Below are 25,817 nucleotides of genomic sequence, written 5' to 3' on the forward strand. Positions count from 1 at the left end.
CTTTTTTCGTTTCTATACCGCAAAGAAGGCGGGATGATGGCTAGCGTGCGGTTTGACGGCTACGCTGTCCAGCAGGACGTTTCTTACCGCCCCCAGAAGGCTTGGCTGCAAATGGCTTACCGCCGCCTTGCTTCTGTCCATTTCCAGCAGTATTGCCAGTAGTAGGGCGCTTACCGTTACTTGGTTTTCCGCCATTGCTCGGCTTATTACCGTTGCTTGGTTTACTACCATGGCTTGGGCTTTGACCATTGGTAGGGCGACCACCTGCAGGTTTACCATCAGCGGTTTTACGCTGCGGTTTGCGAATATCAGGTTGATTAGGGTGTTTCGTTGCGAAGCGTTTCGCACCGTGACGGCCAGAACCGCGACGTTGAGCGAACGTTTGTTCTGCTTCTGTACCAGGTTGTGGGATCAAGCAGCCCGGACGATCACCGATAAGATGCTTTTTACCCATGTTGGTAAGCGCTTCACGGATCATCGGCCAGTTGGCTGGATCGTGATAGCGAAGCAGGGCTTTATGCAGACGACGCTGAAGTTCGCCCTTAGCAACAAACAACTCTTCGCGTTTCTTGTATTTCACGCGCTTGAGTGGGTTCGTTTCAGAGTGGTACATCGCTGTCGCATTACACATCGGTGATGGGTAGAAGTTCTGTACTTGGTCACACTGGAAGTCGTTCTGTTTCAACCACAATGCGAGATTCAGCATGTCATCATCTGTACAGCCTGGGTGCGCCGCAATGAAGTAAGGAATCAGATACTGTTTCTTACCGGCTTCTTTGGTGTACTTGTCGAACATTTCTTTGAAACGGTCATAAGTCCCCATGCCCGGCTTCATCATCAGATCCAGTGTGCCTTTCTCTGTGTGTTCAGGGGCAATTTTCAGGTAACCACCAACGTGGTGCGTCACAAGCTCTTTCACGTACTCTGGCGATTCAATCGCAAGGTCGTAGCGAACACCAGATGCAATTACCACTTTCTTCACGCCTTTGGTTTCACGTGCTGCGCGGTAAAGGTCAATGGTGTGCTGGTGGTCGGTGTTGAGCTTTTCACAGATTTTAGGGAACACGCACGATGGGCGGCGGCAGTTTCTTTCTGCTTTCGGGTCAGAACAGCCTAAGCGATACATGTTGGCTGTTGGGCCACCCAAATCTGAGATGACGCCTGTGTAACCTGGCACTTTCTCGCGAATGTCTTCCAATTCATTCAGGATGGATTCCTGAGAACGGTTTTGGATGATACGACCTTCGTGTTCGGTAATAGAACAGAAAGAACAACCACCAAAACAGCCACGCATGATGTTGACCGATGTTTTGATCATTTCATACGCAGGGATTTTCGCGTTGCCGTATTTCGGGTGAGGAACACGAGCATAAGGAAGACCAAACACGTAATCCATTTCATCTGTTGTGAGAGGAATTGGCGGCGTGTTTACCCAAAGCTCGCGGTCACCGTGTTTTTGAGCCAGCGCGCGCGCTGAATACGGGTTGTTTTCTAAGTGCATCACACGGCTTGCATGCGCGTATAGGATGCGGTCGTTAAGCAGTTTCTCGAATGAGGGCAGACGCACATAACTATTTTCAGCATCGTGACGAGCAGGGCGCACCATTACTGGCTTCGCAACGTCTTCTTTCGCAGCGTCTTTTGACGTTTCACACGCCGTTTCCACAACATATGGGTTAGACATCACCATGGCTTTACCTGGTTTGTCGATGCGTGTGCTGTCTATTTCTGACATTTCTTCCGGTGCCGCTTTTAACATCACTGCCGTACCAGGAATGCGGGTCATGGTTTTGATGTCTTCGCCGCGAGATAGGCGGTGTGCGACATCGACCAATGCGCGTTCTGCGTTACCGAATAGCAAAATGTCGGCTTTTGCATCAGACAGTACTGAACGGCGAACCTTGTCAGACCAATAGTCGTAATGCGCGAGGCGACGAAGACTAGCTTCAATACCGCCGATAACAATCGCAGAATCTTTATAGGCTTCACGGCAGCGTTGCGAGTATACCAATACAGCTCGGTCTGGGCGCATGCCGCCTTTGTTGTCTGGTGTGTATGCATCATCGTGGCGTGGTTTGCGGTCAGCCGTGTAGCGGTTAATCATGGAATCCATGTTGCCAGCAGTGATACCGAAAAAGAGGTTAGGTTGCCCTAACGCCATGAAGGCATCTTTATTCTGCCATTCAGGTTGCGCAATGATACCTACTCTGAAGCCTTGTGCTTCGAGTACACGACCAATAACAGCCATACCAAAACTTGGGTGATCGACATAGGCATCACCCGTGACAATGATGATGTCACAGCTGTCCCAACCAAGCATGTCCATTTCTTCACGGCTGGTAGGAAGGAATGGCGCAGCGCCGAAGCACTCAGCCCAGTATTTTGGGTAATCGTAAATAGGAGTAACAGAATTGCGCATTTTTTGACCTCTTTCTCGCAAGGCGGCAATTATAGCGACTTGGAGGGGTGAGAGCCAGCGAGATTAAACCCGCACTTTTACAAGGTTTTTAGAGAATTTGTTTGTCGGCTGCCATTGCAGACCATCTTGCGGTTTTTAACGCCAAATAAAAGCACGGTGAAGTACAAAAAGTGAAGAAAGTTTATCGATTTTATTGGAGGGAAATAATGGAGAAACAAACAACACATAACAATACATCGACGGATATATATTCATGTATTGGCATAATAATTTTTAATGAGAACTAATAAGTCTTATTAAATAGACATGAAATTAAACTTAATGTCTTTCTATCTTGACTTAATCCTTCAAAGTTTTAATTATTTATGTAACAACACTATCAATAGCGAAACACAGCATTGAATGCGAGTCGAATATGAGCAGTCAGTGTAAAAAATTCCAACGGAGGGAATCTATGGATAAGCAATACAACCAAGCGGTCGATGTGTTAGCACAATTGCGAGTCGGTGATGCAATCAGCGATGCGCTAAGAGCCGACGCGAAAGAAGTGGCTAAAGAGGTGTTTGAAAAACACTGCCAACATTACGACCTCAATGAGATCGATGAGATGCTCCATAGTGAAGCAGTATGCACGACACTGAGGAATACATGGACCGACATGATATGTGATGTTTGGCATAGCTGACTGCTGCTACCAGCGTATTGTCACCTGCAATACCGTCAATGTTGTAGGTGGCATGTTTAAAGCAATCTTCCGATCCTCAGATCAAAATCGTACTGCCTTTTAGCCATTAAAACGTCAATCTTTTCTGACCTTCAATTTCATCCAATCTTGCTTCATGCCCCAGGATGGCATCGGCTTGCTCTGCTGGTGTGGTGAGTTTTCTCAGTGCAGCATCTAGCATGACATCAAGCGTATCAACGGTCTTTGCGCGTCGAAAAAATATAAGCCAATCCGTTCGGTTGGTTGGTTGTGTTGTTGACATAGTTGACCCAAAAATATTTTAAGATGTATTTAATGATGCTTTGAAGAGCACCTTGTTTTAAAAATAGTCGAGAGCGCACTATTGTGCATATTTCGACTACTTAAATGGATATGTATAGAAACGACATTGCCATGATAACAACTGAAAATAGCGCAATGCAGTAAATAGTATCACTGATGTTTTATTGCGCTTAATTTAGGAATAGACCCAATCCCAATAGGGTAGGGGAACTTTCAGAACATACCCTAGGGCACTATGTGCTTGAAAGCAACAATGGTGCGTTAAGGCAGCAAAGGTGCTTCAAGAAAACAAAGCTACTCCAATGAAACAAAGCTACGCGAGGGCAGCAAAGATGCTCTGGGATAATAAAGATGCTCTGGGATAACAAAAGTACTTAGGGACACCAATGATGCCCCAGGGTAATAATGGCTTAGCGTTAGAATCTGAAGTTGACGCCCGCTGAAGCAAGGTATTGGCGCGAATCATAGAAGTCGATATTGGATTCGGTATTGTTGTACCCCGCGAGAACCACCAAAGACAGTGGGTGGATCTCAAACAAATGTGCGTATTCGTACGCTAGGAAAACCCCGTATTTGCTGTCTTCGCGTGGTTGTCCAAAAATGGGATTGGCTGCGTCATACTCGCTATATTGATAGCTACCTGTTAGCACGATTTTATTTCTTCCCGCGAAGCTGAAATATGTCAACTCGCCGCCATACGCTTGGTAAGACATGGCTTGACCATCAGCATCATGGTTAAAGTAAATCAGAGAAGGTGTAACACCCAATCCACGCCCCAGAAATTGGCGATAGCTGACTTTGGAATAAAACGTGTCGCCGCTGCGTTGAAGTGACGCTTGTGCTGATTGCGACAACCCCAATGCTTGACCACTTTGTTCATTGTCGATGTCCGTTTCTGCGTAAGCAACATCAACTGACAATGGAGACCCACCAATAGACGAGACGTGAAACCGATAGGCATTACCGGATTTTTCTGTTTCAGTGCGTGGGGAGTTTGTTATGAAAGGATCAGCCCAAATGCCTTCGTTTACTAGCGTGGGTAAGTAAGACGCAGTGATCGTAGTGCCCGAGCCAAATTTCTGCTTGTAGCCAGCTTCAAGTGCGATAGTACCGATAGCAATATCTTCGCGAGACGTACCCACAAAGAGCTGCTTATCCAGACCGCTGCCAAAGGTAAATGCAAGCTTGCCCAATGCGCCGAAAATGGCATCCGTTTCTCGACCCCCGTTGCTGTTTAGTTCACCATTTTTGGTTTCTTCGCCGCTTGTTGAAAGGTTCGAATCTGTTGATACGACACCACCCAATACTGAAATTTCTCCGCTCAATCCACCGTGGTCAGCAAGCTGCGCTTGAGCAAAAAGCGGCGCTATTGCCAAGCCAATTAAGGCGTATTTGTTTGTTTTCATTTTAAAGTCCCTGTATGCGCGGCACGTTGTTATTTGCTTAAATGCCACTGCCAACTTCTACCAAGAATGACAGGCGTTTTTTTGTCTCATAAATTAAACGTAGTGGCAGGGTTTTCATCATATCAGAGCTTTATTGCGATGTGTTTAACGAAGAGATGAAAATGTTGCATATACGTTATTCATTACAATCATTTATGGCCATTAGTTTTGTCAGTACGTCTATTTTGCTATTTGAAAGCTGTCGATAGTCGAAATAGGGACAAATCAGAATGGGCAATGTTGGGTGCTTAGCAAATTCGTTGTTTATCCAAACACACGAGCCTGACAGTTCCAGTTTGTGTGCGTGAGTTCGCCCAGCAATAATATGTAGGGCAAGGTGTTTGGGATCACTGTGTTGTGTTTGAGCTGAACGTAAAGGGTTAGCATGACCAAAGTGCAGCGCTGTGTTTGATTCTGCCTGTAGAAGCGCTTGATCTCTGAATGCTTGCCACGTTTTGTATCCATGCGGATAGAAAGGGCTACTTTCTGGCAAGGCAAACATCAATTTCGCGTAAACGTTGAATACCTTTCTCCAACCATTTCCTCCTGCTTCGCCTAACGCTTTGATGTGCCCCTTTTGAAGAGATGTATAAAGGGGGAGGTCGTCAGCATGCCCAAACACGTTTTCAACCGGTGGGGCTTTTTCTACATAAACATGAACGCGGGCATGCGGGTTACCAAAGGCGAATGAGGTCATTATGTACCTATTTGTTTTGTTGTATAAAGTCGATGAAAGCGCGATCAGCGAGAGAGAGATACCCGTGTTTACGCCATGCCATGGCGATATCAAGAATAACAGGCTCTTCAAAAGGAATAGGGACTAGGCTGGGTTCATATTCAGTCACCATTTCAAGCAGTGCTGTTATCGCGAAACCATGCCTGACAATATTTAGAATCATCGCCAGTAGGTTTGTTTCGAAAGAAAGGTGTGGCGTGATTTTTCGTTCCACACATATGCGGTCGATGAATTCACGGTGAAAATATCCCTTCTTGAACATCACCAGCTCCTCCTTAAAGAAATCATCAAATGACATAGATTTCACATCGGCAAGCGGGTGATCTTTACTCGTGACAGCCACCATTTGCGAGGAGATCAAATGCGTGGTTTCGAGTGTTGCGGGAACATCCTGACTGTGAATGACGCCAATATCCAGTTCGCCATCCAATAACATCTGGCGAATAGATTGCGTGCCAGCTTCCACAACAATCAAAGTGAGATCGGGGTATTTACTTTTGAATCCCATAAGCAGAGAGGGGAAGAAATACGAACCCAGCATCCCAGGAACGCCTACGCGAACTTCCCCTTTTTGAAGACCACGTAACTCGGCCATTTCAGTGCTCGCATCCTCGACGTGTTGAAGAATGCGATACGCGTGGGGTAACAACACTTCGCCTTCATGTGTGAGGTGAACTTGGCGTTCATTTCTATCAAAAAGCGGCAGGCCAACGCTGGCCTCCAGTTTCTTTATCGCAATGCTCAATGCTGGTTGTGCGATATGAAGCGTTGACGCGGCTTTGGTAAAACTCCGGTGTTCTGCAACGCTGATGAAATAGCGAAGTTGACGTAAATCCATGTTCACTTTCCTTTAAGTGCTCTCCTTAACGAAGGGATTTCTTATGTATTAATAAAAGATCTCACTTTGATAAATTTAATATACTTCATTTATTGATTCTGTATTGCTACTTTCAAGTTATCTTGTGAAACAGACTGCGTCTAACACCATGATTGAATTGAATAGTCCTGCCTATCGAAAAGCCACATTTGCTCTCTCGTTTGGGTCATTTCTGGTGTTTTGCAATCTCTATCTTTTCCAACCCATGTTGCCAGTGTTTGCTAATACGTTTGATGTTACTGCCACCAAAGTGAATTGGCTGCTAGCGGCATCGACCTTGGGTTTGTCTGTGAGCTTGCTTCCGTGGGCGATGCTTTCTGAAAAAATAGGCCGTCGCGACGTCATGCTAACCAGCTTGGTGCTCATCCCTTTGGTCAGTATTGCCTCTCTTTGGGCAGAATCATTTTGGACCTTGGTATTACTTCGCGGCTTAATGGGCATTGCGCTGGCGGGTTATGCCGCGGTTGCGGTGGCTTACATTGCAGAAGAATTCAGCCCAATGGCGCTTGTGATGGCTGTGGGCGGATACATCAGTGCGAACTCGATTGGCGGTATCAGCGGGCGCTTAGCGGGAGGATTTTTGTCTGATGCCTTTGGTTGGCACGGCGCGGTTATCGGAATGACGGCCTTTACTGTTCTCGGGATCGGCTTTGTTTATGCGTTGCTTCCCTCTCAACAACACTTTTCTGCATCCAATACGTCATTTCGAGCGCAGTTCTCTACCATTCGTTCACACCTGACCAATCCTCTGTTGCTTCTTGCCATGATGATAGGCGGAATTAACTTCGCGATTTTCGTGAACATTTATTCCGTGACCGCGTTTCGCTTAGTGGATGCACCTTTCAATCTTCCTGTGAGTTTGGTTTCAACCATTTTTATTTGTTATCTGGCTGGGACGTTAACATCAAAACTGAGCGGACGATGGGCGAATCGACATTCCGTGTTTAGTGGGTTGCTACTGGGTACTGGCATCACAATGCTTGGCGTGCTGGTAGCAAGTGTTGATGCCATAAGCATGGTCATTGTCGGACTGTTGATTGTTGGCGGGGGGGCCTTCTTTACCCATTCCCTTGCTTACGGATGGATAAGTCGAAAAGCGCAGCAGGGCAAAGCGACAGCGACAGCGTTGTATCTTGTTCATTATTACGTAGGTGGCAGTTTAGGTGGCTTCTATCTTATTGGTTGCTGGGAGTATGGGAGGTGGCCGCTCGTTACGCTAGGGGCAATGTCGTTGGCGGCCGTGAATGTGTTGTTGATTCATTTACTGGGTGTTCGCGAAAAAACACAAACCCCCAGTGTTGTTGAACCTACGATCGTAAAGTGAGTTCCCAAGCTATTAGAGTATTAGCTCGCGAATTCTATCCAAGGGCGTCGGCAATTGTCTTTGCTTTCTTTGGCCTTCGCATCAAAGACAAGCGCGCAGTTACGGCCTTTGTCTTTGGCGCAATAGAGTGCTGCGTCAGCTTTTTCGAGCAATGTTGAAAAATCATCCTCAAACGATTCGCTGGTAGCAATGCCTATCGATGTGGTGATGTTGATTGGCGACGCTAAACCTTCCACGGCAATGTCTAAGTCTTGGATATTTTGCATGATTCGGTTTGCCACGTATTTTGCGTTGGTCGTGCTGCAATGTGGCAGGAACAGAATGAATTCCTCTCCGCCGAAACGTCCAAAAATATCTGATTTTCTCAATGTCTGTTGTACAGAATCTGAAAAGGCTTTGAGTACCACATCACCTGCAAAGTGACCGTATCTGTCATTCACACGTTTAAACCGGTCAAGATCCATGATGAGGACGGAATACGGACGCGATTTAAAGCGCGTATTTTCAAAATCGCGCTTAGCAAGTGTCAGCAGCATGCGTTTGTTATAAACACCTGTCAGTGGATCAAGCGTGGCGTGTCGGTATAAACGAAGCATCATGTGGACTTTGGACGTTTGTGCCCAAATCACCATCAGTCCCACCACGGTTTGTAGCCAGTAAATGGCCATTTCCTCGAGTTTAAAAAGCGCACCGCTTGATGCATCAACATGAAGTTGAACGGCAGCGGTGAAAGCCATAAAGCTCAGAGATTCACGAATAGTAAGTGGAAAGATCGCTAACAACACAATATGCACAAAGGGCAGTAACGTATAAAAGTACGTTGTACTTGTGACTGAGTGTTGGTAGTCGAGCGTGCTATTTGCGAACAAATAAAAGCAATTTACAGACACGACAAAGGCAGCAATAGCGAACCTTCCTGCGGGAAGTGTGCCGTGTTTTGATGCTTTTTGGCCGATGATGAAAACCGTGAATGCGAGAATGACACGCAATGTCACTAAAGAGTGGGATTGAATACCAAGAAGGTATACATCAACGGGTATCCAAGCGAGGGTTAAAAACGCCCAAACATAACACAAGGCGGAAATTCTAGGACTGAGATAGGTCGCGCGTGTGGTATTAAAGCTGGTCGCATGCTGTTTTGCGCTCCATAGCTCGAACCAAACAAAAGATAAGCGTTTATACGATAACTCCATGTCTTCGTAGCCTTGTGCTCATTGTGTTTAAATTTTCACCCAAAAAACGGGTAACTCTCCACTGAATCTTTGAAGTGCGTTCATAAACGCTGTCTAGATATATCATTAATTGCATATAAAAATGAGTGCGTACAAGTTAATCATCTATTTTTGTGAGGTTATCTATGTTGTTGCACCTATTTGGTGAGCACATATAATTGCTCTCAAGATTCTGATAGGTAGAAACATATGTACGACGTAATAAGCACCGTGACCATGGCTGGATTGTTAGGTGCTCAATTAGTGCTAACGCTTGTGTTGTTGAAAGGGGATATTTGCCCAGGGCAACGTGGCCGCTTGCACAAAGCATTCTGGTTTCTGGTGGCGGGTTGGGCCATTGTGACGCCATTTTCTTCTTTCTCTGCATTGCCATTCATCGCGCTGGGTATTTTTTCGCTTAGATCTAAATCAGGGAAAACACGCCAATCAGGGCCAATTCCTGTGCTGCATTTAGCGAACGGCTTTGCTGTGCTTGCGGTATTAATGGCAGCGGTGGAGCAGGGGCTGACAACCGGCCTGTTGATGCTTTCTCAGGTACTGCTGGTAGGTGCGGTAACCGCGCATTACTTGTTGGTTAAAGCCCGCTCGCGTTTACAAGCATTTCACCGAATCCTTCCTGTGGTCGGTATTTTTGCCGCCATGATGATGGCGTTGATGTTGGCGGTTTCAAGTGCCATGTTACCGGATCAAGAATCGGCGGCTTTGGTTTCTACCATACTGACCAGTCTTGGCCTTGTGTTGTTAGGCGTGTGTATTTGGGCGATGCATTTGATGCGTCAAACCCCCCCTCATGTTGCTCAACTTGGCGTTGCTTTTTGCGTGCTGTTAAGTGCGTCAACCATCGCGATTGCACCGTTCATGTAATGGCCAAATAGCACGATTGTAACAGGATTAATAAAAGGCACAGATAGTGCCTTTTTTCATGCCCGCTGATCGCCCGTATGACCCTGACGCTCTGCACTTTAGGGCAGAACGTTGTTGCTAAATGTTAGAAATACGCGACCAAGCGAACCTTGTTAGGGTTTTTGCGAATTTGTCAGGAGAGAAAGTATGGCAATCCATCATCTTGAAAAGCTCGAAGCGCCTATCGTTTATGGGATTGTGAATGAGAAACTGCGCTTGGAATGTGGCAGTTTAGATGCCCTGATAGTGAAGTACGATCTTGATGCAAATGAACTGCAGCACCGTCTCGATGAAATGGGATGTTACTACGACGCGGATGTGAACCAGCTACGTCAAAAGTAGCTGGGTTTGGTTGCGCATATTGCGCTCCGACGTGTGGCTTAGACCTTCTTAATGCCGATCAAATGGGTATGGCACTGCGTTCTTGCAGTCGCAAAAAATGCCGTTAAATAAGGACGAGATGCTTCTTGGCTTCTCACGGCCGCGTACAAACGACGCCACAATCCTTTCCCTAGCGGTCTATCAACCACCAATCCTTGACGAGAAAACTCGCTGATCGCCCAGTTTGGTAGGGCTGCAACCCCTAGTCCTGCTGTGACCATCTGAATAAGCATTAACGTATTGTCGGCAGATTTGAACTGAGCAGGCTCGATACCTGCAGGTTGTAAGAAGTGCTTAATTACGTCCATACGTTGTCGTTGAACGGGGTAGGTGAGAAGCGTTTCGTTCGCCAAATCTTCTGGCGAGATGCTTTTCTTGTTCGCCAATGGATGTGTGTCCGCTAGCACCAAGCGCATTTCGAAATCAAATAAGGCTTCGTAATGAATTTCACTGCGTTGAGCGATATCAGACGTAATGACCACATCCAGTTCACCCCCCGCAAGCGCGGGCAAGGGTTCGAAGCCGAAACCAGAAGAGAAATCTAACGTCACCAATGGCCAACTGACTTTGTACTCTTTCAACGCAGGCATGAGCCATTGAAAGCAAGAGTGGCATTCAATCGCCATGTGCAGTCTACCTTGGGCGTCTTCTTTCAGCGCAGCCAAATCTGTTTCTGCCCGTGCCAGTCGTGGTAACACATCATCAGCCAACGCGAGTAGCACTTGTCCTTCCGCCGTAAAACGCACGGGACGTGTCTTTCTCAAGAACAGAGGCGAACCAATGCGCACCTCTAAGTCTTTGAGTTGATGGGAGAGTGCGGACTGAGTCAAACACAACTGTGTGGCAGTAGAAGTGAGTGAGCCTGTGTCTCTTAACACTGACAAAGTGCGTAGATGCTTAACTTCAATCATGAATTTTTCTCAATATCCTTTTGAGTAAATTGAGTTTGTTTTAAGAACTCTAATCAATCGAGGTGGACATGTAAACATCTGGACGGCCAATTAGGGGTGGGAATGTTCAGAGACTGCGCGAACCGTCGAATAACTGACAGTAATCTGTCGTGAAAAATACCCTAGAGGGACACCGCTTTTCAGCTACTTTTGTTGCTAATACGTTACGACTCACTAGAGTTCAATCAAATGAATACAAGCAGTTAAAACACCTTTGGCTGGCGATTTTGTGATTTATGCACAACAATTAGTTAACACATTTTGCTGGTGGGGTAGGCAATGGCAAAGAAGATGATGGCATCAACGTTAATAACAGTCTTTATTGGGCTGTTTTTTTCGTTCCTTGCCGCCATGTCTTTGCAGCGTTCCGAACAACAATCCGTCGAGCATGAAATACAAAAAGATGTTGAGAATGCAGCGCTGTCACTTGGCAGAGAACTAAACATCGGCATTGAATTGCTCTACGCACTTCGTAACCAAGTTGCATTGAGCGAAGAAATCAACGAAGACGCCTTCGTTGCATTTGCCGACAGTGTGATGAATCGACACCCGAATATCCGTTCGATGGAATGGGCTGAATATTTGGTTGAGAAAAATCGCGATCTTTATGAAGCAGAGGCAGCACTTGAGTTTGCTTTATTTGAGATTGTAGAGCTCAGCGCGAATGGTCAATTGGTGAAAGCCGCCTCACGTAGTCAGTATTTTCCTGTCAGATACGTCACTCCTTATGAAGAAAACCAAAATGTCATGGGGTTTGATTTAGCCTCACGCCCGTCAATGAAAGATGCGCTTGAAATGAGTTGGTATCGCGGCGTACCTATTGCGACGCCAGCCATTCGATTAAAGCGAGAGTTTGAAGATCACAGCGGCTTCTTGATGCTGCTGCCTGTCTTTATCGGTAACCCTGAGACACAAACAGACAGGGAAGCGGCGCTACGCGGATTCCTTGTTGCCTTGTTCGATGTGCAAGATATTTTTGATATCGCTATCAGTAATACCGTCAATGAGGACATTAATCTGGAACTCATCGACAAAGGTTTGAATGAACAAAGTGACGTAATTTTTGAGAACGTCGTGGACTTGGCTGAACCGCCTGTGATGAAACTGGGTTATACATCCAAGCCGATCTACTTTGCAGGCCGAGAATGGGTGCTGCGCGGCACGCCAACCGTTGATTACGTAAAAGCGCGCATGAGTATTTTCCCTTACATGATATTCGTTGTCGGCATGATCATTTTCTCGTTGCTGGCGTACTTGCAGTATGTGTTACAGCACCGAGCATTGAGCATACAAAAGCGTGTGGATGCAAAGACGAGAGAATTAAGAGACGCAAATAAGAAACTCGAAAAAATGTCGAAATCTGATGGGCTGACAGGTCGATATAACCGAGACTACTTTGATGAGTGTGTCGATGCCGAAGTGAAGCGTTCTCAGCGTGATCGTCTGGCCATGAGTATGCTCATCGTCGAAATTGACCACATGTCAGCTTATAACGAGAAACATGGCCGTGTGGGCGGTGACAAAGTGATTCGCCTCGTGAGCCAAGCACTGGCAGACAAGTTAAAACGTCCAGGTGACTTACTTGCACGCTATGGGGGTGAGTCTTTTGCCATTCTGTTACCCAACACCAAAGATGGCGCACCCATCGCGCAGCTGTGTTTTGATGCACTGAAGGTATTAAAGTTGCCTTTCGACAAAGAAGCGGGGGATGACATTATTACCGTGTCTATCGGTGGCGTAACCGTGTTGAAGTCAGAAGAGATTGATCCTGCCAAATTCATGGCTTACGCAGAAATTGCGTTGAACAAAGCCATTGCTGAAGGGCGAGACCGAACGCATTGGATCTATTCCTCAGAAGACAATCAGCCTCACGTAGGAGGCTGATTGTTCGTCACTGACGCATTATTCGAATGCGTTGATGGGCTAACTTGCTATTAGTTAGTGCCGTCAGTCAGTTGAAAACGTAGCGTGTGGTCGCTGTTTTTCAGTACTAGGTGTTGTTTACCTAGTTCCACTGAGCTCCAGTTACCTAAAACGTTCGACATAACACCTTCAAGTGTCATCGCTGGCTCAGGACACGCCATCATGGTTGTTGCCATTTTGTCGATGCGGAACTGGTCGCCTTTCAATTCAGCTTGGCCAAAGTAACGGTTACAACCGCCGTGACCGTTAGCAGCGAATGCTTCGCCAATTTCTAGGTTTGGCGCTGCAAAGCCTTCTGGAAGATCCAGCGCTTTACCGTCAACACTCTCTAGCACCCAGTTATGGTTTTGCATGTTATCAACGGTAACGTCCATTGATGTTCCTTGGCCTGAGCTAGCAGCACAGCCAGCTAAAATTGCTGGCGCGAATAGCATTGCGATTGCGGTTTTTTTCATTATCAACTCCAGATAGAAAACTGAATCAGCTTCGATAGAGACAGTCTAGTCAAGGCTTGGTTCAACACCTGAGCGATCAACTGGACGTTTACTGACTTTCGCCATTATTCCGATTATTGCGACGTAAGCAAGTCAGGAAAGTGTCAAAACCCTAATAATTATGTGAATACTGTCGATGGAATGAACAACTGGCGGATATTATTCGGACAGAAACAAAAAAGCCCCCAAATTCAAGGGAGCAAGGCTGAATACCATCGCTTTGTTGTCGTTATAGTAAAAAGACAGTCAAACGGAGTGAAAGGTCACTGTCTTTAACCTACCGACGTCGCCATTACGCTGAGCTAACGTTAGACAAAACTACCATTAGGCATAGCCACCGTTAGCCAAAGTCACCGTTAGCCAAAGTCTCCATTGACGTAACCCAGTGTTCGATGATCGGTTGGGTTCATGAAAATGTGTTCAGTGTCATTGTGCTCAACCAGCTCGCCCATGAGGAAGAAAGCTGTACGGTCTGAAATGCGTCGTGCTTGTTGCATTGAGTGGGTCACGATGACGATGGTGAAATCTTTCTTTAAGGTTTCCATCAGATCTTCAATTTTCTTGGTCGCAATCGGGTCAAGTGCCGACGTTGGTTCATCCATCAAGATAACGTCAGGTTCCATGGCGATCGTACGTGCAATACACAGACGCTGTTGCTGACCGCCAGACAGACCAAAGGCATTCGACTTCAATCGGTCTTTCACTTCATCCCACAGTGCCGCACTTCGAAGGCTTTTCTCTACTACCTCGTCGAGGTGCTTTTTGTCACTGATGCCTTGAGCGCGTAAGCCATATGCCACATTTTCATAAATACTCATTGGGAAAGGGTTTGCCTTTTGAAACACCATACCGACTTTAATGCGAAGATTGGCAACGTCGATGTTGCCATACACGTCTTCAGCATCCATTTCGACTAGGCCATCAATTTTTACGCCTGCAATCAAATCGTTCATGCGGTTCAAGCAGCGTAGTAGGGTGGATTTACCACACCCTGATGGACCAATGAGCGCCGTTACTTTCTTGTGAGGAATTGGCAAGTTGATGTTTTTCAGTGCGTGGGTGTCGCCATCGTTGTAATACAGGTTCAGATTTTCAATGTTGAATTTGTTCATGTTCTTAATCCTCGGGCTCAGTAAGTGGCTTTGCTGAATCTGCTTGCAATCAGTTTTGTCAGCATATTGATGAGTAGCACGACAACAATCAGTACGGTGGCGGTGGCGTACGCCTGATGCCATTCGTGAACCGTGTAGAGCTCCTGAGTTAATTTATAGAGATGGACAGTCAATGTTCTGCCTGAGTCGAGCAGGCTATCTGGAATGCGCGCGACCATACCAGCGGTGAGGAATACCGGGGCGGATTCGCCAATCACACGACCAACGCTCAAGATGATGGACGTAACAATCCCTGGCATTGCACTTGGGAGAATCAGCTTCCAAATGGTGTAGATCTTTGAAGACCCCAATGCATATGAGCCTTCGCGATACGTATTTGGCACCGCAATCAAGGCTTCCTCTGTGGTTCGGATAATCACAGGAAGAATCAAAATACTCAGCGTCAACGCACCCGAGAGAATCGAGAAGCCTAACCCCAGTACTGCCACAAAGAAGGTCATACCGAACAAACCAAAGATAATGGACGGAATGCCCGCCAGTGATTCCGTGCAGAAACGAATCACCTTTACCAGTTTGCTGCCGACCTTTGCGTATTCGGTCAAATAGATCGCCGTCATGATGCCAATGGGTGCAGCGATAGATATGGACGCAAGTACCATGTAAATGGTTGATACGATCATCGGCCAAATGCCCGACTCTTCGCCAATGCGGGTGTAGTCACTGGCGATGAATGACCAGTCCACATACTGCAAACCATTACTCAAGATGTACCAAATAATCCAGAACAGGAAACCGACGGTCATCGCGGCGGCTGTCCATACAATGGCAAGTGCGACTTTGTCTTTTAGGTGGCGAGTGCGCGCGTTTTTTTTGCTGACGTTTTGTAAAATAGACATCGTCATTACCTCGCTTTTTCGCGATTAAGATAAAGCAGTGAAGCATTCAATATCATGATGAAAACAAGCAGCACGATACCTGTGGCGTAGAGTGCACTGGCGTGAACCCCTGATGCATAAGACATTTCTAGAGCAATGTTTGCTGTAAGCGTGCGCGCTGAATCTAAAATGCCTTCTGGCATGGCGGGCGCGTTCCCCATCACCATGATGATCGCCATGGTTTCACCCAATGCGCGTGCGATACCCAGAATCACTCCTGTCATGATCCCTGAGCGTGCGGCGGGTATGAGCAACTTAAATGTGGTGAACATGTGTGATGCACCCAGCGCCAGAGAACCTTCTTTGTAGGTTTTAGGCACAGCGCGAAGTGACGTTTCAGACACGGCAATGACCGTAGGGAGGATCATGATGGCAAGCACCACGATACCGGCTAACAAGGTGTTTCCCGCTGGAACGTTAAATACGTCCTGAATCAATGGCACGATGATCACGAGGCCAAAAAAGCCATAAACCACGGAAGGAATGCCTGCCAATAGTTCGACTGCAGGACGGATAATGTTTGCTAGCCACTTAGGGGCAATCTCTGCAATGAAGACGGCAGTTAGTACGGCAATCGGCACGCCCAGTGCGACAGCACCCAGCGTGGATGCCAGAGATGCCACAATCATTGGTGAAATACCGTATAGGGCAGGGGGTAGCCATTCTGACCCTGTAACGATGCCTGTAATGCCTGCTTCTTGAATCGCAGGGATGCCTTCAAGAAAAATAAAGTAGCCAATGGTGGCCAGCGAAAGCACGCCAATAACGGCTGCTGCTAGGAATAAAGAACGAAAGATGGCTTCTCGCCAATCTCGGCCTCTACGGCGACCGAGCTTGCTGGTGTATTGCTTAGGCGCTTGTTCGGCTGCGATGGTCATGGAAACTCCAGATATCATGCACTGACAGTGTGGATGTAAAGTAAAGCGGCCTGAAAAGATGTGTCAGGCCAAGGTATTTGGGTTTACTGTGCTGACACGTAGCCTTCGTTCATTACGATTTTTTGACCGTCTACAGAGACAACCCAATCAAGGAATTTTTCTGCAGCTGGTGAAGGTTTGCCATCTTTACTAAGAACCAGGAATGGTCGTGCGACAGGGTAATCACCTGATGCAACGCTTTGCTCTGTTGGGGTCACGCCATCGATTTGGATGGCCTTCAGTGATTCGTCGATGGATCCTAAAGAGATGTAGCCGATCGCAAATGGGTTGTTAGCTACGATGGTTTTGACCACACCGTTCCCATTGCCAACTTGTGCGCGTTGGGAGATAGCAGACACTGTTATGCCGTTCACTTTGCGCTTTAGATTCATGATGTCTTCGAATGCACCACGTGTACCTGATGCAGTGTCACGCGTAACAACGACAACGGGTTTGTTTTCGCCACCCACTTCAGACCAATTCTTCACTTCGCCACGGTAAATCTTGGCAATCTGTTCAATGGAAAGGTCGTTAAGCGCGTTACTGTTGTTGATGACAACGGCAATGCCGTCACGTGCAATCACGGTTTCTTTTAGCGAAGGTTCTTTTTCTGAGTCTTTCAAATCACGTGAAGACATGCCGAACATGGACGTACCATTCTTCGCCGCTTTTACGCCAGCAGAAGACCCTGTACCTTGTACTTCGATGAAGGTGCTGTTGTTTTGTGCTTGGTACGTTTCGGCCAAAATTTCCATTACTTCTGTCACAGACGTTGATCCTGAAACCGTGATGGTTTCCTGCGCTGAAGCGGAATGGGCAACCAATGCGCCTGCCATGCATAAAGCGGTGATAACGTTTGATTTCATGATAACTATCCTTAAAAAATGCCTTTCTATGAAAGTGTTGTTTGACTCAACGAGGCAACTTTAGGAGAGTTTTGTGACATTCATGTTTCACTAATTTGAAGCATTAATGACGAGACAAAGAACCATATAAGTCACTAATGTTTCAATTTAGAGTCATATTATTTCATGATGAATGTGGCGAGTGTTCAGCGATTTGACGCGAGGTTTTCGTGTCATGTGGCAGTGTGTGTGAGGTGCAAAGATGATGATGCTTTGTATTCGGTATCCGTGATGGGGAGGCCTTGTTTGGCTTCATTATCACAACAGATAGGTTGTCGCTCAGATCGAGTAGACGGTTGATCAGTTCTGGCTGGCAACACGTGTATTGGTGAGGGTGGCTTGTTGAAGCCATTCGTCGGTTTGAGCGAGTGTCATTGGGCGGCCATACCAATAGCCTTGAAGCTTGTCACAACCAATTGAGATGAGATATTGCCCTAGCGCTTCGGTTTCTACACCTTCTGCAACGACACGACATTCAAGGCTGTGCGCTAAGTAAATGGTCGATCTAACGATAGCTTCATGGTTGCTGCTATACAGTAAGTCCGTGACGAAACTACGGTCGATTTTAATTTCGTCGATCGGCATGTTGCTCAGGATTGAAAGGGAAGAGAAGCCCGTGCCGAAGTCATCGATACTCAGATACACACCCAGTTTTTTGATTTTCTCCAATACAGCCTGCGCCTTGCAAGGGTTCTGCATCATGCTCGTTTCAGTGATTTCGAGTGTGAGTTGCGCGGGGTTAATGGGGTGTTTTTTCATGAGGCTGCTTAGGAAGGTTTCTAGCGCATCATCTTCTATATCTCTAACTGATAGGTTGATCTGAACCTGTGGTGTGATGCCTTGTCTACGCCATGCAGCCAGTTGCGTCACCGTGGTTTCAAGCACCCAATGCGTAATTTGCTTAATGGCATTGGTCTGCTCTGCGATGGGGATAAATTCGTCAGGACGGACCGAATAGCCATCGCCCAGCGGCCAGCGTAGAAGCACTTCCAGCGTCATTTGGTTTTGATTGTTCACATTTATGACGGGTTGAAAATACAGGTCAAAATCCATGGTGGTCACGGCTGTGTGAAGCATGGAGGCCAGTTCTGTCTTGTCATAAAAGTGCGATGAGGCCGAAGGCTCGTAAATTGAATAAGGGGCTTGTATGCGTTTTGCACTGTACATGGCGATCTCTGAACGCTTCAACACTTCTTCTGCGCTGGTGCCATGTTCGGGAAATAGAGAAACCCCCGCTGTACTGGTGACGTTTACGTCGTGTTCGTTGATCGTGAGTGGGTGGTCTAAATACGATTGAATGCTCTCGATGTAATTGGGGATATTACTGTCTTGCGGATCATTAACAATCAGGGTGAAGCGGTTGCCACTGGAACGCGCGAGAAAAATGTCAGCATCAATGAACTCTTTAAGTCGTTCAGAAAACTGCGCGAGAAGCACATCCCCTTTCTGATGGCTAAACACTTCGTTAATGTTGTTGAAGTTATTTATGTCAAACGTGATGAGTGCGAAGTGCTGTTCGCTGAGATTAAATTCATTCACTTGCTGGCTAATGGTTCGAAGCAAAAATCGACGATTGGGAAGGCCAGTGAGTGGGTCGTGAGATTCATTGTGATGCTGCTGAAACTCAGCAAAAGCGATGCGCTCCATGGATTGGGATATCACACCGAAAATCATGACGCAGAATATACCGCCGCCAAAGAAAATCATGGAAACAATGAATTCAATGGGTGTCGTCGTCGGCTTCATTGACAAGAAAGCAGCAAACGTTAAATAGCCAAGCACAAAACCGAGCATGACAGGGATAAAACTAAACGTGGAAGGGCGTTTGTCTCGTTGGTAGAGAGCGATCGAAGAGCGCAATGCCGACACGATGGCAAGCATGCCTAATATCACAAGGATGATAGAGAATGTTTTTATCATCGTTATCGATAGTTGCCCGTAAACAAAAAGAAAAATACGCAGCGATGGTGAGAACACATCCGCTGCGACCTTCTTAAATGTAGTTTACTTTTTATGAGCTTGTATGCATTGTCAGCAAGCAATTATGCGTTTGTCAAAAATTGCAGACAGGGCAGTTTGCGTTTCTAGGGAGCGTAAAACTGCGCCATGAGCTGTCCATGGCATCGAACATCATTAGCTTGCCTGATGGCGGTGTACTGAAGCGAGAAAGTACCTTGATTGCTTCGAGTGCTTGTGACGCGCCAATGATCCCGACCACTGGTGATAGGATGCCTGCTTCAACACAGCTGAGCGCTTGTGCCCCAAACATGGCACTCAGGCACTCATAACATGGCTCATCTTCGCCATAGGTAAACACGGCTACTTGTCCTTCTAAGCGAATCGCAGCGCCGCTAACCAGCGGGGTTTTGTGCGTGAAGCAAAGTCGGTTGAGTTGGTTTCGTGTTTCTACGTTGTCGCTGCAATCCATGACGAGCGAATGTTTGGCGATGAGTGCCGAAAGGGTTTCATCGTCAAGGCGTTCCGCATGCGTATTGATGACCACATGGTGATTGAGTTGACGCAAGGCATTCGCGGCTGAATCGACTTTGAGCTCGCCAATGGTGGTGTCATTGTGAAGCACTTGACGTTGAAGGTTAGAAAGTTCGACCCGATCATCATCAATCAACGTCATTTCTCCAACGCCCGCAGCTGCGAGATATTGGCTCGCTGCGCAGCCAAGACCGCCAGCACCCAATATCAAGATGCTGGCTTGCTTCAACGCTTCCTGACCGTCGAAATCAAACTGTCTCAGAATGATTTGGCGGTTGTATCTGAGCTCTTCTTCAGGCGAAAGAATATCCACTGCGATCCTTTAATTTAACACGGCGTTGAAGGGTTCAATGGTCACGTCTTCATTGACGTCGATATGGCCTCTGTCTTGCTCCAAAATGGCAAAACAGTTGGCTTGAGACAATGAACTGAATGCACCAGAGCCTTGGTTGCCAGTGGTGGAAACCCAAAGCTGACCTTCTGTATCTACATGATATACCGCGCGCTGGTAATCCGTGCGACCTGGTGATTTCTTGAAACGTGTTGCGGCTTTCGCTTTAAGCGCAATGGTTGGTTGCCATTGTGTATGACCGCCAAGTTTCGCCAATAAAGGCTGAACCATCGCGTGCAGTGTTACCAACACTGACACTGGGTTGCCCGGCAAACCGCAGAAAAGCGCGTCTTTAACAGTACCGAAAGCGAAAGGTTTACCCGGCTTGATGGCGATTTTCCAAAAACCCACATCGCCTTCTTGGTCAAGAATGTCTTTGGTGTAATCAGCTTCACCCACGCTTACGCCACCCGATGTCACGATAACGTCTGAAACTTCCGCCGCTTTTAGGAAAGCGTCACGTAGTTGATCTGGGCAATCAGGGATAACCCCCATATCAATTGCTTCACAGCTCATCTTATCGAGCATGGCACGAATGGTGTAGCGGTTGCTGTCGTAGATTTCACCTTTACCTAAAGGCTCTCCCACTTGACGCAATTCATCGCCCGTAGAGAAAAACGCCACCTTGGGTTTACGGATCACGGTGACGTTTGCAATACCAAGTGTTGCGAGCATCGGTACTTCGCGAGGTGTCAGAAGCGTGCCTTTTGGAATAACGACAGCGCCTTGCTTAACGTCGTCACCGATTGGGCGAATATTCTGTTGAGCGGTCGCAGACGCAGTAAAAGTAATCTGGTCACCGTCTACGTTTGTTTGCTCTTGCATGATGACGGCATCAGCGCCTTCTGGCACTTCTGCGCCGGTCATGATGCGAATACAAGTCCCTTCAGGCCATTGGCCTTCAAAAGGAATGCCTGCGAAAGATTTGCCTGCCATGGTAAGGGTGCGCGATTTTTCTAAATCTGCACAACGCAGGGCATAACCATCCATTGCCGAGTTAGCAAAAGGCGGCACGTTAATCGGGGAGCAAATGTCTTCGGCTGTTATGCGGTTTTGCGCATCCATTAAGGACACAACATCGGTTTGAGTAAGTGGTGTGGTGTTTTCAAGCAAGGTAGAAATCGCAGTGGAAACTGGCATCAAACCCGGTGTATCGCAGCAACCCATAAATAGACTCTCGGTGGTTTTGAGCAAAACATGCTCAACACGTAGAAGAAAGCGGTCATTATCGCAAACTTTGTTCGCTCAAACTAATGTCCACACGCAAATCGAGGTGTAATTTTATTACTATTAACGTTATGCTTCAAAAATCTGACACAAATTGATCCTTGTCCTTAAAAGACGAGTATTTAATTAGATAACAACATTGTAACGACCCGAGGATTTTCTATGACAGCATTGAGCGATTCTGCAATTCGAGTGCGTGAAGCGCTAGTTGCACGGGGCATTGAGACACCAATGACGCCGGGATCATCGATGACCGCGACAGAAAAAAAAGAAAGAATTGAATACCACATGCGGGAAATTCTATCTGTTATCGATCTTGACCTGACAGACGACAGCTTAACCGAGACACCTGCGCGCATTGCTAAAATGTATGTGGATGAGGTGTTTTCTGGCTTAGACTACTCGAACTTCCCGAAAATCACAGTTATCGATAATAAGATGGGCTGTGATGAGATGGTAAGAGTGAAAAACATTACACTTACCAGTACGTGTGAACATCACCTCGTCACCATCGATGGTGCCTGCACAGTGGCCTATTTGCCGAAAGAAAAAATCATTGGTTTGTCGAAGATTAACCGCATTGTTCGTTTCTTCGCGCAACGTCCTCAAGTGCAGGAACGTTTAACGCGTCAAGTGCTCGTCGCGCTTCAGACATTGCTCGAAACCGACAATGTTGCAGTACACGTAAACGCAACGCACTACTGCGTAAAATCACGTGGTGTGATGGACGCGACCAGCGAAACCACCACCACTGCGTTAGGCGGTGTGTTTAAGAAAAATGCAGCAACGCGTGCAGAGTTCTTGCATGGCATTGGCATGTAGGCGTTTAACTCGTTACACGGTTTAGAAACAAAAAAAGCGCCAATCGGCGCTTTTTTTATATCTGCTAGCAGGGAAGAGATGTGTTGATTACTTCAGTACTGCTGCAATGGCTTTACACAATGGGCCCATGTTAGAACGCATCATGCCAGCAACACTGATACGGCCAGAGCCTACGATGTAAACGCCGAACTCGTCTTTCAGGCGAGCAACTTGTTCTTTGTTCAGACCTGAGAAAGAGAACATGCCGTTCTGACGCTGAATAAAGCTGAAATCACCTTCCACGCCTTCTTCTTTCAGGGTTGCAACGAACAGTTCGCGCATCTCTTGAATGCGTACACGCATATCCGCGACTTCTTGTTCCCATTCTGCACGCAATTCTGCGTTATCAAGGATCAAGGTAACGACTGCCGCACCGTGAGCGGGTGGGTTAGAGTAGATAACGCGCGCAATGCTCTTCACTTGGCTGAATGCTGTTGCCGTTTCTTGTGCTGTTTTACCAACAAGGGTAAATGCACCGACACGCTCATTGTAAAGACCAAAGTTTTTAGAGAACGAGCTTGCGACAAGCAGCTCTTCACAGGTGTCAGCGAAAATGCGTAGGCCTGCTGCATCTTCTTCAACACCAGAAGCAAAACCTTGGTAAGCGAAGTCGAACATTGGAAGTAAGTTCTTTTCGTTACACAGTGCCGCGAGTTGTTGCCATTGCGCCGTGTCTGGGTCGATACCAGTAGGGTTGTGACAGCAACCGTGCAGAAGAACAACGTCACCTGCGCTTGCGGTTTCAAGATCTGCCAGCATCGCGGCGAAATCCATGTCTTTGGTTTCAGCGTTGTAGTAGCCGTAAGATGCCACTTCCAAACCTGCCGCTGCAAATACACCGTTGTGGTTCGCCCACGTTGGGTTACTTACCCATACTTTTACGTCGCCAAGCTGACGTTTGATGAATTCTGCTGCAACACGCAGGGCACCTGTGCCACCTGGCGCTTGTGCAGTTTGTGCGCGTTTGTCAGCAATGATGGTTGCATCATCACCAAACAACAATTTTTGAACGGCCAAACCGTATTCAGGTGTACCTGGAATGCTTAGGTAGGACTTGGTGGTTTCTTTTTCAAGAAGGATGGCTTCTGCTTTTTTAACAGTCGCTAAAACAGGGGTGTTACCAGATTCGTCCTTGTAGATACCTACACCTAGGTTGATTTTCTCAGCACGGGCATCGGCTTTGAATTCTTCAGTAAGACCTAGAATAGGGTCAGCGGGAGCTGCAACAATTTTTTCAAACATTTCTTCATCCATGGCGTTAGTAAAGGAAACTGTCTTTGTTTATACCATTTTGATCCGTTGTAATAAAACCGAAATTTTCTGAAATTTTATTGTTCTTTGTATCGTGATATTTGCGCGATCATCCACACATTTTTTTGTTGTCGTCGAAATCATATTCTTATCGGCTTTGGATGCATGTCTCGTGGAAAGCCCAGCGTGTATAAGGTCGTGCGGAAAAGGACTGAATTTCATTCAACAAATCAGTGCCTCATAAAAACGAGAATGTGTGTTAACGAAACACAAAGGAATGACGGTGGGGGAGTTTGAGGGAAAATTACTAAAAAAAAGACCGCTAAGAAGCGGTCTTTTTAAACTGGTATTGAACGGGTTTGTTCAATAACTTAGAAGTTCGCGCTGCGTGGTGCACGTGGGAATGGAATAACATCACGGATGTTGCCCATGCCAGTAACGTAAGAAACCAGACGCTCGAAACCGAGACCGAAACCAGCGTGTGGAACGGTGCCATAACGACGAAGGTCGCGGTACCAGTTCATGTGCTCAGGGTCGATGTTCATGGCACGCATACGCGTATCTAAAACATCTAAACGTTCTTCACGTTGTGCACCACCGATGATTTCACCAATGCCAGGTGCAAGTACGTCCATAGCAGCAACGGTTTTACCGTCGTCGTTCAAACGCATGTAGAACGCTTTGATGTCTTTCGGGTAGTTCTTCACTACAACCGGCGCTTCAAAGTGCTTTTCAGCAAGGTAGCGTTCGTGCTCAGACGCCAAGTCGATACCCCATTCAACTGGGTTTTCAAACGTTTGGCCAGACTTAAGCAGGATATCAATAGCGTCGGTGTAGTCGATTTGAGCGAAGTCAGAATCAACAAACTTTTCTAGGCGAGTGATCGCTTCTTTGTCGATGCGTTGAGCAAAGAACTCAAGGTCATCACGACGTTCAGCAAGTACGGCTTTGAACACATACTTCAGCATGTCTTCAGCCAGTGTTGCCACATCGTCTAGATCTGCGAAAGCGACTTCAGGCTCAACCATCCAGAATTCCGCTAGGTGGCGGCTGGTGTTTGAGTTTTCAGCACGGAACGTTGGGCCAAAGGTGTAAACCTTGCTCAATGCACATGCATAAGCTTCTGCGTTCAACTGGCCTGATACTGTCAGGAAGGTTTCTTTACCGAAGAAGTCTTCATTGAAATCAACTTTGCCTTCGTCAGTGCGTGGCAAGTTTTCCATGTCCAGTGTAGAAACACGGAACATTTCACCTGCACCTTCTGCATCAGAAGCGGTGATCAGAGGTGCAGATACCCAGAAGTAACCTTGTTCGTGGTAGAAGCGGTGAATCGCTTGTGACAAACAGTTACGTACGCGTGCAACCGCACCGATCACGTTAGTACGTGGACGTAGGTGTGCAACTTCGCGCAAATACTCAATAGAGTGACGCGTTTTCGCCATTGGGTACGTGTCTGCATCTTCAACCCAACCAACAACTTTCACGTTTGTTGCTTGTAGTTCGAACGCTTGGCCTTGTCCTGGGCTTTCTACCACTTTACCGGTGACTTCAACAGAACAACCAGTGGTTAGACGGAGTACTTCTTCCTGGTAATTATTCAGCTCATTAGGAACAACCGCCTGAATAGGGTCAAAACAAGAGCCGTCATAAATGGCAAGAAAAGAAATACCGGCTTTTGAATCACGACGGGTACGGATCCAACCACGGACAGTGACTTCTGAGTCTACTTCCGTTTTGCCGTGCAGGACGTCTGCTACAGGCATATAGTTCATAATTTGCATCTAACTCCGTTGAAGATGGCTCGATGATGATGTTCACCGAGCAGAGACAATTCGCATTTGAACCAGCAAGTTTACCTGTATCCAGATAACCTTCAAGCGTTGTTATAAGATGCGAGTCTAATTTGATTGATACTTTATCAAATCAGCGCCAAAAGCTGCTCAAGGTTTGACCGGTTGGCATTGTTTCCGCAGAATTTGCGTCAAACCGCCTTTGATACCAGACAGGTTGTCAGGGGAATCGGCGACATCTGTTTGCG

The 25,817-nt window shown here is 46.9% G+C and carries 23 protein-coding genes; 6 read left to right on the top strand and 17 right to left on the bottom strand.

Annotated features, from left to right (window positions below):
- Positions 1-40: 40 nt before the first annotated feature.
- On the bottom strand, positions 41-2,419 hold the full coding sequence (locus BM082_RS02015; RefSeq protein WP_017010518.1) for a YgiQ family radical SAM protein: 2,379 nt from the start codon (positions 2,417-2,419) through the stop codon (positions 41-43).
- 454 nt (positions 2,420-2,873) lie between these two features.
- Between BM082_RS02015 and BM082_RS02020 the strand changes: the two genes are divergently transcribed.
- Positions 2,874-3,104: a hypothetical protein gene (locus tag BM082_RS02020; protein ID WP_017010517.1), complete on the top strand. Its 231-nt coding sequence runs from the start codon at positions 2,874-2,876 to the stop codon at positions 3,102-3,104.
- 106 nt (positions 3,105-3,210) lie between these two features.
- On the opposite strand, the gene BM082_RS02025 is transcribed toward BM082_RS02020, so the two are convergent.
- The 4 genes from BM082_RS02025 to BM082_RS02040 all read right to left on the bottom strand — a co-directional run bounded on the left by BM082_RS02025 (position 3,211) and on the right by BM082_RS02040 (position 6,444).
- A complete protein-coding gene (locus BM082_RS02025; protein ID WP_017010516.1) occupies positions 3,211-3,405 on the bottom strand; it encodes a hypothetical protein in 195 nt (64 codons plus the stop codon).
- 436 nt (positions 3,406-3,841) lie between these two features.
- Positions 3,842-4,831 carry a DUF2860 domain-containing protein gene (locus BM082_RS02030; RefSeq protein WP_074925078.1) on the bottom strand — a complete coding sequence of 330 codons (990 nt, stop codon included), beginning with the start codon at positions 4,829-4,831 and terminating at the stop codon, positions 3,842-3,844.
- 175 nt (positions 4,832-5,006) lie between these two features.
- Complete coding sequence (locus tag BM082_RS02035) at positions 5,007-5,567, bottom strand: DUF6942 family protein (protein ID WP_017013835.1); 561 nt, start codon at positions 5,565-5,567, stop codon at positions 5,007-5,009.
- 7 nt (positions 5,568-5,574) lie between these two features.
- On the bottom strand, positions 5,575-6,444 hold the full coding sequence (locus BM082_RS02040; protein ID WP_017010513.1) for a LysR family transcriptional regulator: 870 nt from the start codon (positions 6,442-6,444) through the stop codon (positions 5,575-5,577).
- Between the two features lie 148 nt (positions 6,445-6,592).
- Between BM082_RS02040 and BM082_RS02045 the strand changes: the two genes are divergently transcribed.
- Positions 6,593-7,807 (top strand): MFS transporter, encoded by a 1,215-nt coding sequence (locus BM082_RS02045; protein WP_074925132.1) that lies wholly within the window; start codon positions 6,593-6,595, stop codon positions 7,805-7,807.
- A 20-nt stretch (positions 7,808-7,827) separates the two neighbouring features.
- On the opposite strand, the gene BM082_RS02050 is transcribed toward BM082_RS02045, so the two are convergent.
- Positions 7,828-9,000 (bottom strand): GGDEF domain-containing protein, encoded by a 1,173-nt coding sequence (locus BM082_RS02050; RefSeq protein ID WP_074925080.1) that lies wholly within the window; start codon positions 8,998-9,000, stop codon positions 7,828-7,830.
- 228 nt (positions 9,001-9,228) lie between these two features.
- Here BM082_RS02050 and BM082_RS02055 point away from each other — a divergent pair, with 228 nt between their 5' ends.
- Positions 9,229-9,903: a hypothetical protein gene (locus BM082_RS02055; protein ID WP_074925082.1), complete on the top strand. Its 675-nt coding sequence runs from the start codon at positions 9,229-9,231 to the stop codon at positions 9,901-9,903.
- Between the two features lie 186 nt (positions 9,904-10,089).
- Entirely contained in the window at positions 10,090-10,284 is a 195-nt protein-coding gene (locus tag BM082_RS02060; RefSeq protein WP_017010509.1) for a DUF4250 domain-containing protein, read from the top strand.
- A gap of 38 nt (positions 10,285-10,322) precedes the next feature.
- Here BM082_RS02060 and metR read toward each other — a convergent pair whose 3' ends face one another.
- Entirely contained in the window at positions 10,323-11,234 is a 912-nt protein-coding gene (gene metR, locus BM082_RS02065; protein ID WP_017010508.1) for an HTH-type transcriptional regulator MetR, read from the bottom strand.
- A gap of 318 nt (positions 11,235-11,552) precedes the next feature.
- Between metR and BM082_RS02070 the strand changes: the two genes are divergently transcribed.
- A complete protein-coding gene (locus BM082_RS02070; protein ID WP_244275893.1) occupies positions 11,553-13,157 on the top strand; it encodes a CHASE domain-containing protein in 1,605 nt (534 codons plus the stop codon).
- Positions 13,158-13,207: 50 nt separating this feature from the next.
- Here BM082_RS02070 and BM082_RS02075 read toward each other — a convergent pair whose 3' ends face one another.
- The 8 genes from BM082_RS02075 to moeA all read right to left on the bottom strand — a co-directional run bounded on the left by BM082_RS02075 (position 13,208) and on the right by moeA (position 21,607).
- Positions 13,208-13,651 carry an META domain-containing protein gene (locus BM082_RS02075; protein WP_074925086.1) on the bottom strand — a complete coding sequence of 148 codons (444 nt, stop codon included), beginning with the start codon at positions 13,649-13,651 and terminating at the stop codon, positions 13,208-13,210.
- Positions 13,652-14,046: 395 nt separating this feature from the next.
- Entirely contained in the window at positions 14,047-14,802 is a 756-nt protein-coding gene (pstB, locus tag BM082_RS02080) for a phosphate ABC transporter ATP-binding protein PstB (RefSeq protein WP_017010505.1), read from the bottom strand.
- Positions 14,803-14,819: 17 nt separating this feature from the next.
- Entirely contained in the window at positions 14,820-15,704 is an 885-nt protein-coding gene (gene pstA, locus BM082_RS02085; RefSeq protein WP_074925088.1) for a phosphate ABC transporter permease PstA, read from the bottom strand.
- Entirely contained in the window at positions 15,704-16,615 is a 912-nt protein-coding gene (gene pstC / locus BM082_RS02090) for a phosphate ABC transporter permease subunit PstC (RefSeq protein ID WP_017013829.1), read from the bottom strand. The genes pstA and pstC overlap by 1 nt, the downstream gene beginning before the upstream one ends.
- Before the next feature lie 83 nt (positions 16,616-16,698).
- Positions 16,699-17,520, bottom strand: coding sequence for a phosphate ABC transporter substrate-binding protein (locus tag BM082_RS02095; RefSeq protein ID WP_017013828.1), 822 nt, complete (start codon positions 17,518-17,520; stop codon positions 16,699-16,701).
- Positions 17,521-17,859: 339 nt separating this feature from the next.
- On the bottom strand, positions 17,860-19,479 hold the full coding sequence (locus BM082_RS02100) for a putative bifunctional diguanylate cyclase/phosphodiesterase (protein WP_017010501.1): 1,620 nt from the start codon (positions 19,477-19,479) through the stop codon (positions 17,860-17,862).
- A gap of 133 nt (positions 19,480-19,612) precedes the next feature.
- Positions 19,613-20,362, bottom strand: a complete 750-nt coding sequence (moeB, locus tag BM082_RS02105) for a molybdopterin-synthase adenylyltransferase MoeB (RefSeq protein WP_074925090.1) — start codon at positions 20,360-20,362, stop codon at positions 19,613-19,615.
- 9 nt (positions 20,363-20,371) lie between these two features.
- Positions 20,372-21,607 carry a molybdopterin molybdotransferase MoeA gene (moeA, locus tag BM082_RS02110; RefSeq protein ID WP_074925092.1) on the bottom strand — a complete coding sequence of 412 codons (1,236 nt, stop codon included), beginning with the start codon at positions 21,605-21,607 and terminating at the stop codon, positions 20,372-20,374.
- A 222-nt stretch (positions 21,608-21,829) separates the two neighbouring features.
- Here moeA and folE point away from each other — a divergent pair, with 222 nt between their 5' ends.
- On the top strand, positions 21,830-22,489 hold the full coding sequence (folE, locus tag BM082_RS02115; protein ID WP_017009890.1) for a GTP cyclohydrolase I FolE: 660 nt from the start codon (positions 21,830-21,832) through the stop codon (positions 22,487-22,489).
- A gap of 87 nt (positions 22,490-22,576) precedes the next feature.
- Here folE and BM082_RS02120 read toward each other — a convergent pair whose 3' ends face one another.
- Together BM082_RS02120 and asnS are read right to left on the bottom strand one after the other, a co-directional pair.
- Positions 22,577-23,770 carry an amino acid aminotransferase gene (locus BM082_RS02120; RefSeq protein ID WP_017011917.1) on the bottom strand — a complete coding sequence of 398 codons (1,194 nt, stop codon included), beginning with the start codon at positions 23,768-23,770 and terminating at the stop codon, positions 22,577-22,579.
- A gap of 380 nt (positions 23,771-24,150) precedes the next feature.
- Complete coding sequence (asnS, locus tag BM082_RS02125) at positions 24,151-25,551, bottom strand: asparagine--tRNA ligase (protein ID WP_026024727.1); 1,401 nt, start codon at positions 25,549-25,551, stop codon at positions 24,151-24,153.
- Positions 25,552-25,817: the final 266 nt, after the last annotated feature.

This window comes from Enterovibrio norvegicus DSM 15893, assembly GCF_900115495.1.
Taxonomy (GTDB): domain Bacteria; phylum Pseudomonadota; class Gammaproteobacteria; order Enterobacterales; family Vibrionaceae; genus Enterovibrio; species Enterovibrio norvegicus.